Origin of the sequence: Streptomyces sp. NBC_00669 (genome assembly GCF_036226785.1) — a bacterium.
In the GTDB taxonomy this organism is placed as follows: Bacteria; Actinomycetota; Actinomycetes; order Streptomycetales; family Streptomycetaceae; genus Actinacidiphila.
The window spans coordinates 8,626,089-8,642,985 of the sequence record NZ_CP109018.1; the positions used below are offsets into that span (position 1 = coordinate 8,626,089).

General features: G+C 75.0%; 15 protein-coding genes and 1 pseudogene. 5 read left to right on the forward strand and 11 right to left on the reverse strand.

Features of this window, described 5'->3' with window-relative positions; all coding sequences use genetic code 11:
- Positions 1–4 precede the first annotated feature (4 nt).
- The 5 genes from iolC to OG896_RS36395 are packed head-to-tail and all read left to right on the forward strand — an operon-like array spanning position 5 to position 6,363.
- The gene (iolC, locus tag OG896_RS36375; protein ID WP_329372255.1) at positions 5–994 is read left to right on the forward strand and encodes a 5-dehydro-2-deoxygluconokinase; all 990 of its coding nucleotides are present in this window, start codon (positions 5–7) and stop codon (positions 992–994) included.
- The gene (locus tag OG896_RS36380; RefSeq protein ID WP_328460784.1) at positions 994–1,872 is read left to right on the forward strand and encodes a Cgl0159 family (beta/alpha)8-fold protein; all 879 of its coding nucleotides are present in this window, start codon (positions 994–996) and stop codon (positions 1,870–1,872) included. Before iolC ends, OG896_RS36380 begins: the two co-directional genes overlap by 1 nt.
- Positions 1,869–2,810: a 5-deoxy-glucuronate isomerase gene (gene iolB, locus OG896_RS36385; protein WP_329372257.1), complete on the forward strand. Its 942-nt coding sequence runs from the start codon at positions 1,869–1,871 to the stop codon at positions 2,808–2,810. Before OG896_RS36380 ends, iolB begins: the two co-directional genes overlap by 4 nt.
- Entirely contained in the window at positions 2,807–4,867 is a 2,061-nt protein-coding gene (gene iolD / locus OG896_RS36390) for a 3D-(3,5/4)-trihydroxycyclohexane-1,2-dione acylhydrolase (decyclizing) (RefSeq protein ID WP_329372259.1), read from the forward strand. The genes iolB and iolD overlap by 4 nt, the downstream gene beginning before the upstream one ends.
- Entirely contained in the window at positions 4,864–6,363 is a 1,500-nt protein-coding gene (locus OG896_RS36395) for a CoA-acylating methylmalonate-semialdehyde dehydrogenase (RefSeq protein ID WP_329372260.1), read from the forward strand. The genes iolD and OG896_RS36395 overlap by 4 nt, the downstream gene beginning before the upstream one ends.
- Positions 6,364–6,453: 90 nt before the next feature.
- Here OG896_RS36395 and hypE read toward each other — a convergent pair whose 3' ends face one another.
- The 11 genes and pseudogenes from hypE to OG896_RS36445 form a co-directional block, all read right to left on the reverse strand.
- The gene (gene hypE, locus OG896_RS36400; protein WP_402452182.1) at positions 6,454–7,443 is read right to left on the reverse strand and encodes a hydrogenase expression/formation protein HypE; all 990 of its coding nucleotides are present in this window, start codon (positions 7,441–7,443) and stop codon (positions 6,454–6,456) included.
- 187 nt (positions 7,444–7,630) lie between these two features.
- Positions 7,631–8,755 (reverse strand): hydrogenase formation protein HypD, encoded by a 1,125-nt coding sequence (gene hypD / locus OG896_RS36405; RefSeq protein WP_329372262.1) that lies wholly within the window; start codon positions 8,753–8,755, stop codon positions 7,631–7,633.
- Between the two features lie 230 nt (positions 8,756–8,985).
- A pseudogene (locus OG896_RS36410) lies at positions 8,986–9,264 on the reverse strand (HypC/HybG/HupF family hydrogenase formation chaperone); the annotation flags it as partial.
- A gap of 135 nt (positions 9,265–9,399) precedes the next feature.
- Positions 9,400–11,760: a carbamoyltransferase HypF gene (gene hypF / locus OG896_RS36415; protein ID WP_329372263.1), complete on the reverse strand. Its 2,361-nt coding sequence runs from the start codon at positions 11,758–11,760 to the stop codon at positions 9,400–9,402.
- Positions 11,757–12,584, reverse strand: coding sequence for a hydrogenase nickel incorporation protein HypB (gene hypB, locus OG896_RS36420; protein ID WP_329372265.1), 828 nt, complete (start codon positions 12,582–12,584; stop codon positions 11,757–11,759). Before hypB ends, hypF begins: the two co-directional genes overlap by 4 nt.
- A 3-nt stretch (positions 12,585–12,587) precedes the next feature.
- Complete coding sequence (locus OG896_RS36425; protein WP_329372266.1) at positions 12,588–12,989, reverse strand: hydrogenase maturation nickel metallochaperone HypA/HybF; 402 nt, start codon at positions 12,987–12,989, stop codon at positions 12,588–12,590.
- Positions 12,990–13,172: 183 nt separating this feature from the next.
- Entirely contained in the window at positions 13,173–13,277 is a 105-nt protein-coding gene (locus OG896_RS40520) for a DUF6893 family small protein (RefSeq protein WP_402452137.1), read from the reverse strand.
- A complete protein-coding gene (locus OG896_RS36430) occupies positions 13,271–13,906 on the reverse strand; it encodes a hydrogenase maturation protease (protein WP_329372267.1) in 636 nt (211 codons plus the stop codon). Before OG896_RS36430 ends, OG896_RS40520 begins: the two co-directional genes overlap by 7 nt.
- The gene (locus OG896_RS36435; RefSeq protein ID WP_329372269.1) at positions 13,903–15,408 is read right to left on the reverse strand and encodes a hypothetical protein; all 1,506 of its coding nucleotides are present in this window, start codon (positions 15,406–15,408) and stop codon (positions 13,903–13,905) included. The genes OG896_RS36430 and OG896_RS36435 overlap by 4 nt, the downstream gene beginning before the upstream one ends.
- Entirely contained in the window at positions 15,405–16,130 is a 726-nt protein-coding gene (locus tag OG896_RS36440; RefSeq protein ID WP_329372271.1) for a DUF6084 family protein, read from the reverse strand. Before OG896_RS36440 ends, OG896_RS36435 begins: the two co-directional genes overlap by 4 nt.
- Entirely contained in the window at positions 16,127–16,864 is a 738-nt protein-coding gene (locus tag OG896_RS36445) for a DUF5947 family protein (RefSeq protein WP_329374504.1), read from the reverse strand. Before OG896_RS36445 ends, OG896_RS36440 begins: the two co-directional genes overlap by 4 nt.
- Between the last annotated feature and the right edge of the window lie 33 nt (positions 16,865–16,897).

Sequence of the window (16,897 nt, forward strand, 5' to 3'; positions counted from 1 at the left end):
CGCGGTGGCAGCGACGAGGGCAGCGGCCCACGACCTCATCACCATCGGCCGGACCGGCGTCGACATCTACCCGCTCGACCACGGCGTCGGGCTGGAAGAGGTGGACACCTTCCGGAAGTTCCTGGGCGGCAGCGCCACCAACGTCGCCGTCGCCGCGGCCCGGCACGGCCGCGACGCCGCCCTGATCACCCGCGTCGCCGACGACCCCTTCGGCCGCTACGTGCGCGCCGAGGCCGCCCGGCTCGGCGTCGACCCGTCCTACATCACCGCGATCACCGACCCGGACGGACCGCCCACCCCCGTCACGTTCTGCGAGGTCTTCCCCCCGGACGACTTCCCGCTGTACTTCTACCGGTACGGCACCGCGCCCGACCTGATGATCGAGCCCGGTGAACTGCCGCTGGACGCCGTGCGCGACACCGCCGTGCTGTGGGCCACCGTCACCGGCCTGTCCGCGGAGCCCAGCCGCGCCGCCCACTTCGCCGCCTGGCAGGCGCGCGGCCGGCGCGCCACCACCGTCCTCGACCTCGACTACCGCCCGATGTTCTGGGCGAGCGCCGAACAGGCCCGCGCCCAGGTGAGCCGCGCCCTGGAACACGTCACCGTCGCCGTCGGCAACCGCGAGGAGTGCGAGGTCGCCGTCGGCGAGACCGACCCCGGCCGCGCCGCCGACGCGCTGCTCGACCGCGGCCTGGAACTGGCCATCGTCAAGCAGGGCCCCAAGGGCGTGCTCGCCGCGACCCGGGACGAGCGCGTCGAGGTGGCGCCCTTCCCCGTACAGGTCGTCAACGGCCTCGGCGCCGGCGACGCCTTCGGCGGCGCCCTCGTACACGGCCTGCTCAGCGGCTGGGAACTGCGCCGCACCATCGAGTTCGCGAACGTGGCCGGCGCGCTGGTCGCCGCCCGCCTCGAATGCTCCACCGCCATGCCCACGACCGCCGAGGTGGAGGACGCCCTCGCCTCCCGGGCGCGCCCTTCCGAAAGGACGCCTTGATGCACGCCGCACAGCTGACCGAGATCCGGGCCCGCGAGCCCGAACGCATCGGCCACGCGTGGCAGAAGCGTTCCCGGCGCCCCCTGCTCGGCACGGACGGCCGGCTGCTCATCGTGGCCGCCGACCACAGTGCCCGCGGCGCCCTGGGCGTGCGCGACGACGGCCTGGCCATGGCCAGCCGCAGCGACATGCTGGACCGCCTCACCACCGCGCTGTCCCGCCCGGGCGTGGACGGCGTCCTCAGCACCCCCGACCTGCTCGACGACCTGCTGCTCATGGGCGCCCTGGAGGACAAGGTCGTCATCGGCTCGATGAACCGCGGCGGCCTGCAAGGCGCCGCCTTCGAGTTCGACGACCGCTTCACCGCGTACACCCCCCGGGCCATCGCCGAACAGGGCCTGGACGGCGGCAAGACCCTCACCCGGATCTGCCTCGGCGAGCCCGCCACCGTGGCCACGCTGGAGGCGACCGCCGCCGCCGTCACCGAACTGGCGTCCCTCGGCCTGATGGCCATGGTCGAACCGTTCCTGTCGGTCCGTGAGGGAAGCCGCACCCGCAACCTGCTCGACCCCGACAGCGTCATGCGCTCCATCCACATAGCCAGCGGGCTCGGCGCCACCAGCGCCCGCACCTGGCTGAAGCTGCCGGTCGTCGACGAACTCGAACGGGTCCTGGACGCGACCACGCTGCCGACCCTCCTGCTCGGCGGCGACCCGGTGGGCGACCCGCAGGACACCTACGCCTCCTGGCAGGACGCCCTGCGCCTGCCCCAGGTCCGCGGCCTCGTCGTCGGGCGCGCCCTGCTCTACCCGCCGGACGGCGACGTGGCCGCCGCCGTGGACATCGCGGCCGAACTCACCCACGGGAGTGGCCGATGACCGACGAGAACCGCTGGGTGCTGCCCCGCGGCACGGCCGGCGCCGACGGCTGGGAACTGGCCGTCACCGCCGCCCACCCGGGCTGGCAGCACACCGCCCTGCGGGTGGCCGACCTGACCGGGACGGACAGCCGTACGGTCGAGGCCGGCCCCTGGGAGCACATCGTCGTACCGCTGTCCGGCGGCGTCCACGTCACCGCGCACGCGCCGGACGGCCAGGTGCAGGAGACCGAACTCGACGGCCGCGCCGACGTCTTCGCCGGCCCCACCGACGTCGCCTACGTGCCCGCCGGCAGCCGGATCACCGTCCGGGCGGGCGGCGGTGGCGCGGCCCGTGTCGCCGTCGCCGGCGCCCTCGCGCCCGGCGGCGGGTCGCGCGCCTTCCGCCGTATCCCCGCCGCCGACGTGCCCGTCGAGCGGCGCGGCGCCGGCAGCGCCTCGCGCGAGGTCCGCAACTTCGGCACCCCCGCGGTGCTGGAGGCCGAGGCGATCATCGCCTGCGAGGTCATCACCCCGGCCGGCAACTGGAGTTCGTGGCCGCCGCACAAGCACGACGCCGAACGCCCGGGCGAGGAGACCGCCCTGGAGGAGATCTACTACTTCGAGACCCGGTCCGTCGACGACCGCTGCACCGACCCGGTCGGCTACCAGCGGGTGCACGCCTCGGCGGCCGACCGGCCGATCGACGTGCTGGCCGAAGTGCGCACCGGTGACGTCGTCCTGGTGCCGTACGGCTGGCACGGCCCGTCGGCGGCGGCACCCGACGCCCACCTGTACTACCTGAACGTCATGGCGGGCCCCGGCCCCGAGCGGGCCTGGCTGATCTGCGACGACCCGGCCCACGCGCGGGTACGCGAGACCTGGGCGGACCAGCCGTTCGACCCGCGGCTCCCGCTGGCGGAGCCGCCGACACCTCCAGCAGCAGGGAAGGCGCGATGAGTACGGAGCAGGAAGCGACGACGGTGCGGCTGACGGTCGCCCAGGCGACGACCCGGTTCCTCGCCGCCCAGTGGACGGAGCGGGACGGCGTGCGGCGCCGGTTCTTCGCCGGCGTCTTCGGGATCTTCGGCCACGGCAACGTCGCCGGCCTCGGGCAGGCGCTGCTCCAGATGGAGCGGGAGTCCGGCGGCCACTCGCCGCTGCCCTACGTCCTCGCCCGCAACGAGCAGGCGATGGTGCACACCTCGGTCGGCTACGCGCGGCACGAGGACCGCCTGCGGAGCTGGGCCTGCACCGCCTCGATCGGCCCCGGCTCCACCAACATGCTGACCGGCGCGGCCCTGGCGACGATCAACCGCGTCCCGGTGCTGCTGCTGCCCTCCGACACCTTCGCCACCCGGGTCAGCGCGCCCGTCCTCCAGGAGCTGGAGCAGCCGTACGCGGCCGACGTGAGCGTCAACGACGCGTTCCGCCCGCTGTCCCGGTTCTTCGACCGGGTGAGCCGGCCCGAGCAGCTGCCGGCCGCGCTGCTCGGCGCGATGCGGGTGCTCACCGACCCCGCCGACACCGGCGCCGCGACGATCTCGCTGCCGCAGGACGTCCAGGCCGAGGCGTACGACTGGCCGGTGGAGCTGTTCGCCCCGCGCACCTGGCACATCGCCCGCCCGCCGGCCGAGGCCGCGCTGGTCGCGGCGGCCGCCGACCTGGTGCGCGGCGCCCGGCGGCCGATGGTCGTGGCCGGCGGCGGCGTCCACTACTCCGGCGCGGAGGAGGCGCTGGCCGCCTTCACCGAGGCGACCGGCATCCCCGTCGGCGAGACCCAGGCCGGCAAGGGCTCCCTGCCGCACGGCCACCCGCGGCTGATGGGCGCGGTCGGCTCGACCGGCACCACGGCCGCGAACGCGCTGGCCGCCGGCGCCGACCTGGTGATCGGGGTCGGCACCCGCTGGAGCGACTTCACCACCGCCTCCCGCACCGCCTTCCAGCAGCCCGGCGTGCGGTTCGTGAACATCAACGTGGCCGGACCCGACGCGGTCAAGCACGCGGGCCTGGCCGTCACGGCCGACGCGCGCGAGGCGCTGACCGCGCTGACCGAAGCCCTCGCCGGCCACCGCGTACCCGACTCCTACGAGCAGGAGCAGGCCGCCTTGTGGGCGGCGTGGGACGCGGAGGTCGAGGCCGCCTACCACCCGGACCCGGCCGAGACCGACCGCCTCGCCGAGGGCGTCCTCACCCAGAGCACCGTGCTGGGCCGCGTCAACGAACTGTCCGACCCGCGGGACGTGGTGCTGTGCGCGGCCGGCTCCATGCCCGGCGACCTGCACAAGCTGTGGCGGGTCCGGGACCGCAAGGGCTACCACGTCGAGTACGGCTACTCCTGCATGGGCTACGAGATCCCCGGCGCGATCGGGGTGCGGCTGGCCGACAGCACCCGGGACGTCTTCGCGATGGTCGGCGACGGCGGCTACCTGATGATGCCGACCGAACTGGCCACCGCCGTCCAGGAACGCGTCAAGATCATCGTGGTCCTCGTGCAGAACAACGGCTTCCACTCCATCGGTTCGCTGTCGGAGTCGCTCGGCTCGCAGCGGTTCGGCACCCAGTACCGCTACCGCGGCGCCGGGGGCGGCCTCGACGGCGCCCACCTGCCGACCGACCTCGCCGCCAACGCCCGCAGCCTCGGCGCCCACGTCATCGAGGTGCACTCCGAGGCCGGGCTGGAGGCCGCCATCGCGGCGGCCAAGGCATGGCCGGCCGACGGCGGTCCCGTCGTCATCCACGTCGAGACCGACCCGCTGGTGCCGGCGCCCGACAGCGCGAGCTGGTGGGACGTGCCGGTCAGCGAGGTCTCGACCCTCGACTCCACCCAGCAGGCGCACCGCGCGTACGTCCGCCACAAGGAGGACCAACGCACGCTCCTCGCCCCCGGCGACGCCACCCCGGCCGCCGACGCCGGCAGCCACCGCGACGACCCCCACGAAGGAGACGCCGCCGGGAACCGACCGGCCGCGACGTCCCGCCCGCACCCCGCACCCCCCGGAAGGAGCCAGCCGTGAGCGACCCGCGGCGCATCACCCACCTCATCGACGGACGCCCGTGGCAGGGCACCGCCGAACGGACCGCCCCGGTCTTCAACCCGGCCACCGGCGAGCAGTCCGGCACCGTCGACCTCGCCTCGGCCGAACTCGTCGGCGCCGCCGTCACCTCCGCCAAGACCGCCTGGCAGCAGTGGCGTTCGACGTCGCTGGCCAAGCGGACCCAGGTGCTCTTCGCCTTCCGCCAGCTCCTGCACGAGCGCAAGGAGGAGATCGCCGCCCTGGTGACCGCCGAGCACGGCAAGGTCCTGGCCGACGCGGTCGGTGAGGTCACCCGCGGCCTGGAGGTGGCCGAATTCGCCTGCGGCATACCGCACCTGCTCAAGGGCGGCTTCACCGAGAACGCCTCCACCGCGGTCGACGTCCACTCCGTCCGGCAGCCGCTCGGCGTCGTCGCGGTGATCTCGCCGTTCAACTTCCCCGTGATGGTGCCGATGTGGTTCGTGCCCCTCGCGATCGCCTGCGGCAACGCGGTGGTGCTCAAGCCGAGCGAGAAGGACCCGAGCGCGACGCTCGCCATGGCGGCGCTGTGGCAGGAGGCCGGCCTGCCCGACGGCGTGCTCCAGGTCGTCTGCGGCGACAAGGAGGCCGTGGACGCGCTGCTCACCCACGAGGACGTCGCGGCGGTCTCCTTCGTCGGCTCGACGCCCGTCGCGCGGTACGTCTACGAGACGGGCACCGCCCACGGCAAGCGCGTCCAGGCGCTGGGCGGGGCGAAGAACCACATGCTCGTCCTCCCCGACGCCGACCTCGACCTGGCCGCGGACGCCGCCGTCAACGCCGGGTTCGGCTCCGCCGGCGAGCGCTGCATGGCCGTCTCCGCGCTGGTCGCCGTCGAACCGGTCGCCGACGAGCTGGTGGCCAAGATCACCGAACGGATGGGCGGGCTGCGCACGGGCGACGGCACCCGGGGCTGCGACATGGGTCCCCTGGTCACCCGGCAGCACCGCGACAAGGTCGCCTCCTACGTCAGCGCGGGAGTCGAGGCCGGCGCGAAGCTCGTCGTGGACGGCAGCACAGGTGAGTTCGACGCCGACGGCGACGGCTTCTTCCTGGCACCGACCCTCTTCGACCATGTCCGCCCGGGCATGCCGGTCTACGACGACGAGATCTTCGGCCCGGTGCTGTCCGTGGTCCGCGTCGCCTCCTACGACGAGGGCCTGCGCCTGATCAACGCCAACCCCTACGGCAACGGCACCTCGATCTTCACCAACGACGGCGGCGCCGCCCGGCGCTTCCAGTACGAGGTGGAGGTCGGCATGGTCGGCGTCAACGTGCCGATCCCCGTCCCGGTGTCGTACTTCTCCTTCGGGGGCTGGAAGAACAGCCTCTTCGGCGACGCGCACGCCCACGGCACCGAGGGCGTGCACTTCTTCACCCGCGGCAAGGTCATCACCTCCCGCTGGCTGGACCCGAGCCACGGCGGCATCAACCTGGGCTTCCCCCAGAACGACTGACCGCCCGGCAGACCGGCGCGGTCCCTCATCCGCATCCGCATCCGCTTCCGCGGGTGAGGGACCGCGCCGGCCCGGCGTCGAGGCGTGCCGTCAGCAGATCCGCGGCAGTTGCTCGCCGATCGGCAGGTCGACGACCCGGGTGCCGCCGAGGCCGGTCCGCGCCACCACCATCCCTGGGTGGTCGGCCACCGCCTCGCCGATCACGCACGCCCCGGCGCCCAGCGGATGCGCCCGCATCGCCGCGAGGACCGCCTCGGCGTGCTCGCGCGGCACGAAAGCGACCAACTTGCCCTCGTTGGCCACGTACCAGGGGTCGAGGCCCAGGATCGCGCACGCGTTGGCGACCTCCGCGGGCACCGGAACCGCCCGCTCCTGGACCACCACACCGGTGCCGCCGGCCGCCGCGATCTCGTTGAGGGAGGCGGCCAGCCCGCCTCGGGTGGGGTCGCGCAGCACGTGCAGATCAGGGGTGACCGCGAGCATGGCGTCGACCAGCCCGCCGAGCGGCGCGCAGTCGCTCTCGATCGACACGCCGAACTCCAGGCCCTCCCGCACGCTCATGATCGCCACGCCGTGCACGCCGACCGGGCCGCTGACGATCACCACGTCGCCGGGCACCACCCGGTCCGGCCGCAGGTCCACCCCGGCCGGGATGAGCCCGATGCCCGCGGTGTTGATGTAGACGCCGTCGCCGTGCCCGGCCTCCACCACCTTGGTGTCCCCGGTGGCGACCTCCACGCCCGCCGCCCGCGCCGCCGCGCCCATCGCCCGCGCGATCCGCGCGAGGACGGGCATCTCGACGCCCTCCTCCAGGATGAACCCGCAGGACAGGTACGCCGCTCGCGCGCCGCTCATCGCCAGGTCGTTGACGGTGCCGTTGACCGCGAGGTCGCCGATGCAGCCGCCGGGGAAGAACAGGGGCCGCACCACGAACGAGTCGGTGGAGAACGCCAGCCGGGCACCGCCGAGCGACACCGCCGCCGCGTCACCGAGCTGCGCCAGCACCGGGCCGCCGAATGCGGGCGCGAAGACGTGCTCGACGAGTTCCGCCGACATCGCGCCGCCCCCGCCGTGCCCCATCACCACCCGCGGCTGGTCGCGCAGCGGCGCCGGGCAGGTCCACGACAGCAGGTCGAGAACGGGGGGTTCGCCGGTCGCGGTGTCGGCGGTGGTCGTGTTCACGGCGGCGGTGGTGGTTCCCGCGGTCGCGCCGCTGTCCGGTGCGGATGGCTCCGGCACCGACGGGGTGGCCCGCTCTCGGGTGGTCTCAGGCAACGGGGCTCGCCTCCATGCGTGCCGGGGCGGTGTCGAGCCGCCGGTAGAGGTAGTACGCCGCACACGCGCCCTCGCTGGAGACCATCGTGGCGCCCAGCGGATTGCGCGGGGTGCAGGTGGTGCCGAACGCCTCGCACTCGTGCGGCTTGATCAGGCCCTGCAACACCTCGCCGGCCCGGCAGGCGGCGGGCTCCACGGTGCGGATGCCGGTCACGGCGAAGCGGTGCTCGGCGTCGAACTCCCGGTAGCGCGGCGACAGGCGCCACCCGCTGTCCGGGATCACCCCGATCCCGCGCCACGCCCGGTCGCCGACCTCGAAGACGTCCGCGAGCATCGCCTGCGCGGCCGGGTTGCCCTCGTCGCGCACCGCGCGCGGGTAGGCGTTCTCCACCCGGTGCTCGCCGCGTTCGAGCTGCGCCACGGTGCGGCGGACGCCCTCCAGGATGTCCAGCGGCTCGAACCCGGTGACCACGATGGGCACGTGGTGCCGCTCGGCGAGCTCCGGGTACTCCGCGGTGCCCATCACGCTGCACACGTGCCCGGCGGCGAGGAAGCCCTGCACCCGGCAGTCGGGCGAGCGCATGATCGCCTCGATCGCGGGAGGCACCCGCACATGCGACACCAGCATGCTGAAGTTGCGGATGCCGAGCTTGCGGGCCTGGTACACCGTCATCGCGTTCGGCGGTGCGGTCGTCTCGAAGCCGATGCCGAAGAACACCACCTCCTGCCGCGGGTTCTGCCGGGCGATCTTCAGCGCGTCGAGCGGCGAGTACACCACCCGCACGTCGCCGCCCTCGCTGCGCACCCGGAACAGGTCCCGGTCGGTGCCCGGCACCCGCAGCATGTCGCCGAACGAGCAGAAGATCACCCCGGGGCGCGCCGCGATCTCCAGCGCCTTGTCGATCACCTCCAGCGGGGTGACACACACCGGGCAGCCCGGTCCGTGGATCAACTCGATCTCGCTGGGCAGCAGTTGGTCGATGCCGTGCCGGATGATGGTGTGCGTCTGGCCGCCGCAGACCTCCATCAGCGCCCACGGCCTGGTCACGGTGGCCGCGATGTCGTCGAGCAGGCGGCGGGCCAGCTCGGGGTCCTGGAACTCGTCGATGTACTTCACTGCTGCCGCGCCTCCCGCGGTGCCGGCCGCCCGTCGGCGTGGCCGGCGGTGTCATGGCCGCTGCCTTGCTGGTGCGAGCCGGTCGGTACGGGCACGCCGCTCGGTGCGGGTGCCGCGTTCGCGCTGGGCGCGCCGGATGGGCTGGGCGCGCCGGATGGGCTGAGCGCGCCGGATGGGCTGGACACGCCGGATGGGCTGAGCGCGCCCGGTTCGGCGTCCTCGTCGGCCCACGGCGGGGCGCCGCCGCCCGCGGCCGCCTCCCACGGGTCGCCGAACTCCTCCTGGAGCAGGCCGAGCGTGGCGAACAGCTCCAGCGTCTGCTTCGCGGACTCCTCGTCCAGGCGTTGCAGCGCGAAACCGACGTGCACGATGGCGTACTCGCCGACCTGGAGGTCCGGCAGGTACTCCAGGCACACCTCCTTGACCACGCCGCCGAAGTCGACGCTGGCCATCCGGGTGCCGTCCCGGTCCTCGATCTCCAGCACTCTGCCGGGTACCGCCAGGCACATGGGGCTTCTCCTCGCTCAAGGGGGTGCGGTCGGTGGGGAGTTCGGTGGGTCAGGGGAATGCGGTGAGTTCGGTGGGATCGGTGCTTCGACCGGTCCGGGGCCGCGGTGCCGTACGGCGAGGGCGGCCCGCGGCCGTCACGGGGAGGCCGCCGCCCGCGCGGCCACCATCAGCTGGCCGAGCGCCAACCCGCCGTCGTTGGGCGGCACCTGATGGTGTCTCAGCACGGTGAAGCCGTCCGCGCGCAGCGCCGCGGCACACGCCGACGACAGCAGCACGTTCGCGAACACCCCGCCGGTCAGCGCGACCGTCGTCAGGCCGTGCCGCTCGCGGGCCGCCGCGCACCAGGCGGCCACCAGGCCCGCCACCGCCCGGTGGAAACGGGCCGCGACGACCGCCGCCGAGCAGCCGGCGCGCACGTCGGCGACGACCGCGGCGAGCAACGGCCCCGGGTCCGCGACCAGTTCGGCGCCCGCGCCCGGATCGCTCTCCGGCCGCAGCGCGAACGCGTACCCGGGCCCGTCGTCGGCGAGGGGCGCGCCCGTGGCCGCGCCCTCCAACTCGACGGCGGCCTGCGCCTCGTAGCCGGCCAGATGGCACACCCCGGCCAGCGAGGCCACCGCGTCGAAGAGCCGGCCCATGCTGGACGTCGGCACGCAGTTCAACCCCAACTCCAACTGCCGTTCCAACAGCCGCCGTTCGTCGGACGGGCAGGCCGCCGTGCACGGCAGGTCGGCGTCCCACGGCAGCCCGGCTGCCCGCAGGTGCGCCAGCGCCATCCGGTACGGGCGCCGGACCGTCGCGTCGCCGCCCGGCAGCGGGACGTAGCCGAGCCGCCCGAAGCGGCGGTGGCCGTCGTAGTCGGCGAGCAGCACCTCCCCGCCCCACACCGCGCCGTCGTCGCCGTACCCGGTCCCGTCGAAGGCCACCCCGATCACCGGCCGGGTGCCGTCCAGGCGGTGCTCGGCCATCGCGGCCGCGACATGCGCGTGGTGGTGCTGCACGCGCACCAACGGCCGTGCTCCGGCGGCGCGTTCGGCCCACTGCCCGGAGCGGTAGCGCGGATGCCGGTCGGCGGCAAGCAGTTCGGGCCGCACCGACGTGATCGACTCCAACTGTCCCTGCGCACGGGCGAAGGCGCGCTGCGTGGCGAGGTCGTCCATGTCGCCGACGTGCGCCGACAGCCACGCCTTGCGGCCCTCGCCGAGGCAGAACGCGTTCTTCAGATCCCCGCCGACGGCCAGCGCGGGCCGCACCGGCACCGGCAGCGCGACCGGCAGCGGGGCGTACCCGCGCGAGCGCCGCAGCACCACCGGCTCCCCGTCGCAGACCCGCACCACCGAGTCGTCGCACGGCACCTGGATCGGCCGGTCGTGGGTCAACCACGCGTCGGCCAGCGCCGCCAGCCGCTCCCGCGCCTCGGCGTCGCCGGTGACGATCGGCTCGCCGGACACGTTGCCGCTCGTCATCACCAGCAGCCGGGGGCCCGGCGGATCACCCGGCAGCCCGAGCAGCAGATGGTGCAGCGGCGTGTACGGGAGCATCACGCCCAGGTCGGGGCCGCCGGGCGCCACGTCGTCGCAGACCGGCACGCCCGGCCGCCGCCGCAGCAACACCACGGGCCGCAGCGGCCCGGTGAGCAGTTCGGCCTCCAACGCCCCCACGTGCGCGAGCGGTTCGACGCCGGCCAGGTCCCGGGCCATCACCGCGAACGGCTTGCGGCCGCGCGCCTTGCGGGACCGCAGCAGCGCCACCGCCCCCGGGTTCGCCGCGTCGCACGCCAGGTGGTAGCCGCCCAGCCCCTTCACGGCCAGGATCGCACCGGCGGCCAGCAGCGCGCGGGCCTCGGCCACCGGGTCCGCCCCGCCCGACCGGCCGGTCCGGCGGATCAGCCGCAGCCGCGGCCCGCAGTCGTGGCAGGCCACCGGCTGGGCGTGGAAGCGCCGGTCGGCCGGGTCGGTGTACTGCGCCCGGCACGCCCCGCACATCGGGAAACCCGCCATCGTGGTGTGCGCGCGGTCGTACGGCAGCCCGGTGACCACGGTGAAGCGCGGCCCGCAGTTGGTGCAGACGATGAACGGGTGGCGGTACCTGCGGTCGGCGGGGTCGGCCAGTTCGGCCAGGCACTCCGCGCAGGTCGCGATGTCCGGGGAGACCAGGGTGCGGGTCGCGCCGCCGTCCTGGGACGCGGTGATCGCGAACCCGGGCCGGCCGGTCACCGCCACGGCGCACTGCTCGACGGACTCCACCGCGGCCAGCGGCGGCGCCTCGTCCGCGACCCGCGCGCAGAACGCCGCGACGTCCGCGGCCGGGCCCTCCACCTCCGCGACGACGCCCTCGCCGGTGTTCGTGACGTGGCCGGCCAGCCCCAGCCGGCCCGCCAGCGCGTAGACGAAGGGGCGGAAGCCGACTCCCTGCACGACCCCGCGGACCGTGACCCGGTGGCGCACCACCGGATCGGCCGCCGCCACGGTGCCGTCGGCCGTGGGGGCGGTCATGACCGGGGCCCGCCCGCGGGCTGCGGCCGGCCGGCGGCGGGCGCGAGCGAGCCGAGCGGGTCGCCGTGTTCGTGCGGGTGGCCGTGCGCGTGCGGCTGCGCCGCGTCGTCGTCGGCGTGGTGGTGGCCCGGCAGCGGCTGGGAGGCCATGACGGGCGCGTGCACGGGGGCGCCGCCGGCCGCCGCCAGCGCGCGGTCCAGCAGGGCGCCGACGCCGCTGCCGGTGCGGGCGGCGGTCAGCACCACTTCGACCCCCGGGTTGACCTGCTGGACGTTCGCCCGGAACGCGGCCTCGTCGAAGCCGACCGCGCCGGCGATGTCGGTCTTGGTGACGACCACCAGATGCGCGAGCCCGAACGCCGTCGGGTACTTCAGCGGCTTGTCCTCGCCCTCGGTGACGGACGCGAGCACCACCCGCAGCGTCTCCCCGAGGTCGTAGGACGCCGGGCAGACGAGGTTGCCGACGTTCTCCACGAACAGCAGCCGGGTGCCGTCGGGCAGCCAGCCGTCGAGGTGGCCGCCGAGCATCCGCGCCTCCAGGTGGCACAGCCCGTCGGTGAGCACCTGCTTGACCGGGGCGCCCGAACGGGCCAGCCGCAGCGCGTCGTTCTCCGTCGCGAGGTCCGCGGTGAGCGCGGCGACCGGCAGCGCGCGCTCCCGGGCCAGCGCCAACTCCGCCTCCAGCAGCGCGGTCTTGCCGCTGCCGGGGCTGGACAGCAGGTTGACCACGGTGGTGCCGCGCAGCGCGAGATCGGCCCGCAGCCGCTGCGCGCAGCCGTCGTTCTTGGCGAGTACCGCCTGCTGGAGGTCGATCGCACGGCACATGGTTCAGCGCTCCTCAAGGTGGGGCCGGGGTGCGCGGCCCGCGGCGGCGGGTGCCGGCGGGTCGTCCCACCGCACCCCGGCGATCAGCAGTTCGCGCCCGGCCAGCAGTTCGGCGGCCGGCGTGCCGCAGGCCGGGCAGCACAGGTCCGGCGGCATCCCGACCGGCCACTGGTCCCCGCACGGCGCGCAGCGGGCCCGGCCGGCCACCGATTCGGTCTCCAGCCGCGCGCCCTCCAGGACCGTGCCGGAACAGGCGAGTTCGAAGCAGAACTGGAGCGAGTCCGGTACGACGCCCGCGAGTTCGCCCACCCGCAGCCGTACGGTCCTGACGGCGGTGGCGCCGGCGGCGAGCGCGGCGTCCTCCACCTGGCCGACGACCGCCAGCGCGATGGACATCTCGTGCATCGTCCTCTTCCCGTCCGGCGGTTCACGGTTCACGGTCGCGGTTCACGAATGACGGTGCGCGGTGCACGTCGTGGGGTGCGCCGCCGGCTTCATTACACGGCGGCGGCCCGGCCGCGCGGTATCGGCGCGCCGCCGGGCCGCCGCGCAAGGACTCGTTCGGTCCACAGCGCCGTCAACTGCGGTTCACATGGCGCGCATCCGCAGGTAGCGGCGGATGTCGGGCAGGTTCACCGCGAGCAGTGCGCCGAAGGCGGCCGCGGTGCCGGCAAGGGTGATCTTCATCAACATGGTGATGTCTTCCTCTCCTGGATGGCCTGGTCGAGCGACGGGTCCCTCGGTGGGTCGTGCGGTGCGGGGTGCGGCCGGTGCGCCGCGTCGTGCCCCGGTACGGCGCCGCTCTCGTCGAGCAGCCGGCGCACCAGGCGTACGGCCTCGGGTACGGCCGCCTCGACGGGAGGGCTGAGCCCGATGCCCTCCTCGACGTCCGCGGGCTCGCAGCCGACGACGAGGATGCGGCGGGGCGGGGTGCCGCCGGTGCCCGCACACAGGGTGCCCAGCAGGGCGAGCACCGAGTCGGGGGACATGCGGTGCCCGTCGAGGGGCACCGGGCCGGCCTCCGTTCCGGCGGCGCCCGGGCCGCCGCCGGGAAGGCCCGCCTCGATCAGGTAGACGGTGCCGGGCGCCCCGCCCCGGGCGGTGGCGTCCACGAGCACGAACGTGTCGTATCCGTCGAGGAGTTGGTACGCCAGGTGGACCCCGCGCACGCCGACGTCGACGGCCTCCACGTGGTCGGGCAGCGGCCCCTCGGCGGTCAGCCGGCGTACCGTCTCCACGCCGAAGCCGTCGTCACCGAGGAAGATGTTCCCGACCCCGGCGACCAGGGTGCGGGGGGTGCGGGGGGTGCGGGCGCCGCTCACGCGTCCTCCAGCGGGGTGACCTCGTCGGGCTGGAAGTACAGGAACCGGCCCTGCTCGCGCCGGATGTCGGCGCCCGGGTCGCCCTCGACGGTGACGGCCAGGTGCACGCCGCCGTCGACGTCGTGCAGCACCGCCTCCACGTGGGCGTCGCAGCCGAGCAGGAAGAGGTCCTGGGCGTCGGAGCGGCGCAGCCCCGGGCGCAGCCGCACCCGGCTGCCCGCGCCCACGTCCTTGCCGTCGATCACCACGCGGTCGGTGGCCGGGTCCACGCTGCGGTCGCTCTCCGGGTCCCACCAGGGCTTGCCCGGGTCCATCAGGGCGTCCAGCGAGTCCGGCGAGATGTCCAGGTCGGAGGGCAGGTCGGAGGGCAGGTCGGACGCCAGGTCGGACGCCAGGGCGGAGGAAGCGCCGGAGGGCGTGGCGGGCCCGGAGGGGGCGGGCGGGCCGGTGATCTCCCGCAGCGACCGCACCGCGCCGTGCAGCCGCTCCAGCACCTCCGGCGGCATCGTGTCGGCGAGGTCGATCACCTCGGCGGCGCGCGCGTCCGTGCCGCGCGCCTCCCGCTTCTCCTGCTCGGTCAGGGCCGAGGTGCGCAACGCCAGGATCTCGTCGATCTCCAGCGCGTCGTAGAGCGCGCCGGGGCTCTCGGGGGCGATGGCCGGGTGGTCCTCCAGGATGATCGGGGCGGACAGCACCACGTCCCGGCGCCCGTCGGCGCCGGCCAGCACCGGCCAGGTGCGCAGGTTCGCGCACTGCGCGGTGGCCTCCTTCGCCCACTCCGGCGGGTCGGCCATCGACAGGAACGACCCCGCGCTCAGGCCAAGCACCAGGTGCGCGGAGACCAGCGCGTGCGGCAGCGCCTCCTCCCGGTCCGCGCCCTGCGGCCCGGGCGCCCAGCCGCCGGTGTTCTCCACCACCGCGGTCAACCGCCGGACCGCGTACGGCCCGGGCAGGTCCTCCGCGGCCAACCGGACCACCCCGCGCACCTCTTCGCGGCGGCGCAGCAGCAGCCCGACGTGCCGCCCGGCCTGGTCGCGGACATCCTCGGTCTCCTCGCGCGCCGGACGGGAGAAGGCGAACTCCCGCTCCTCAGCGCCGAGTTCGCTCACCGGCACGCTGAACTGGACGCGCTCCTCCACGCCTTCGTCCCAGGGCGTCAACACCCGGTCGGGCAGGTCGAGTCGGGGGACCGTCGCATAGGACCCGTCGACGCGGAGTTCCTGGACCACCCGGCGCTGCGCGTGCAGGAACCGCAGTTCCACCAGCAGCGCCGCCTCCGCCCGGGGTTCCATCAGGCACTGGGTGCGCTGGAAGGCGTGCTCGCCGCTGTCGGCGCCCCAGGCGGGCGGCACCAGGACGCCGAACTGCCAGCGCAGCCGGTTCTTCGCCGCCGACGCGCGGTACGGGTACAGGACGTAGCCCTCGAAGAGCACGGCGTCGGCGACCTTGCGGGCCGCGGCGAAGCGGCTGTCGAAGTCGGCCGGGGGAGCGGAGACGGTCACGTGGCGGTCCTGTCGGGGGAGGGCGGGGCCGGCTCGGCCGGGGTGAACGGGGCGAACGCGGAGGGGCGGGGCAGGTCCGGGCGGGCCCCCTCGGCGGGCCGGTCGGCGGCGAGCAGCGCCCGTACCGTCGCGTCCCAGGACGGCAGCGCCCGCTCGGAGCGGTAGGCGAGCAGCGCGTCCATCGTGTCGCGGGGCAGCCGCAGCCAGCCGCAGCCGGGGAAGTGCTGCTCGACCATCGCCCGCCACACCGCGACCGGCATCCGGAAGGGCGCCTCCCGGTCCCACGGCACCGGCTCCACCTGGTAGCCGCCTGGCCCGGTGAACGCGGTGCCGGAGAAGAGCATCAGCAGCGGCACCTCGCCCTCCTGAAGGGCGTTGAAGTACCGCGTCGCCGCGATGTCCAGGTCGTACGTGCACGGCACCGGCAGGTCGACCTCCGTCTCGCCGGTGAAGCCGGGCACCATCAGCGAGACCTGCGCGAACTGCACCGGCAGCATGCTGCCGCCCCACCGGGACCGCTCGCCGAACAGGTCGGCCAGGCCCTCCGCCTCCGCGTCCGCGTAGCCGCGGCGGGCGGGTTCGATCCGGATCTGGCAGCGCAGCGCCATCGCGTGCACCCGCACGCCCGGCGTCGCGGTCAGCCGCAGCCGGTAGACCAGGGTGGGTCCGGCGGCGTACGGGTCGGCGCGCACCGCCTCGCACGAGAACGAGAACTCCGTCACGGCCGCCCGCCCCCGGCCGCCGCCCCGGCTCCCGGAACCGGGCCGGACCCCGGAACCGCCCCGGCTCCCGGTACGGTCCCCGCCCCCGGCGCGTCCTCCGGTTCGGGCCGTCCCTCCGCGGGCACCGGCCTGGCCCGGCGGGCGACCTCGGCGAAGAACCGCTCCAGGTCCGCGCGCGCCTCCGCGCCCCCGTCGAAGCCCTGCCAGCGCAGCCGCATCCGCCCGACCAGCTCGTAGCAGATGTCGATCGGCACCAGGAAGCACGCGTACCTGCCCTCGGCCCGGCGCACCAGCAGCGCCTCCACGTCGGGTTCGAGCACCTGCGCCAGCCGGCTGCCGGCCAGCACGTCCTGCCAGGTGTCCGGGTCCAGCTCGCTCTCGGTCGCGCCGGCCGGGCTCGGGTACTGCGCCACCAGCCGGTCCAGCGCGGCGTTCCGGAAGAAGAACGCCACCCCGACCGGGATCTGCAGCCGCTCCCACACGCCGTCGTCCCACACGTGCCCGGGGTCGGCGAGGTAGCGGTCGGGTACGGCCCGGAACCGGCCGCCGGCCGCGCCCCGGCTGTCGAAGAGCAGCGCGCACGCCACGCACGCGCAGGCCAGCGCCCGCTTCTCGGTGTCGACCAGGTGCCGGTGGGCGCCCGGTGCCACGTCCACCCCGCACAGCTCGCACCGCTCCGGCCGCTCCCGCTCGGCCCGGGCCGCCGCGGCGAACCGCCGCAGCCCGGTCAGCAGGGGGCCGGAGCCGGCGCCGGAGCCGAGGCCGGG

Coding starts and splice junctions, on each gene's coding strand:
- OG896_RS36380 (WP_328460784.1), top strand. CDS start 994: ATGCACGCCGCACAGCTGACCGAGATCCGGGCCCGCGAGCCCGAACGC.
- iolB (WP_329372257.1), top strand. CDS start 1,869: ATGACCGACGAGAACCGCTGGGTGCTGCCCCGCGGCACGGCCGGCGCC.
- iolD (WP_329372259.1), top strand. CDS start 2,807: ATGAGTACGGAGCAGGAAGCGACGACGGTGCGGCTGACGGTCGCCCAG.
- hypE (WP_402452182.1), bottom strand. CDS start 7,443: ATGGGGCACGGCGGGGGCGGCGCGATGTCGGCGGAACTCGTCGAGCAC.
- hypF (WP_329372263.1), bottom strand. CDS start 11,760: ATGACCGCCCCCACGGCCGACGGCACCGTGGCGGCGGCCGATCCGGTG.
- hypB (WP_329372265.1), bottom strand. CDS start 12,584: ATGTGCCGTGCGATCGACCTCCAGCAGGCGGTACTCGCCAAGAACGAC.
- OG896_RS36425 (WP_329372266.1), bottom strand. CDS start 12,989: ATGCACGAGATGTCCATCGCGCTGGCGGTCGTCGGCCAGGTGGAGGAC.
- OG896_RS40520 (WP_402452137.1), bottom strand. CDS start 13,277: ATGTTGATGAAGATCACCCTTGCCGGCACCGCGGCCGCCTTCGGCGCA.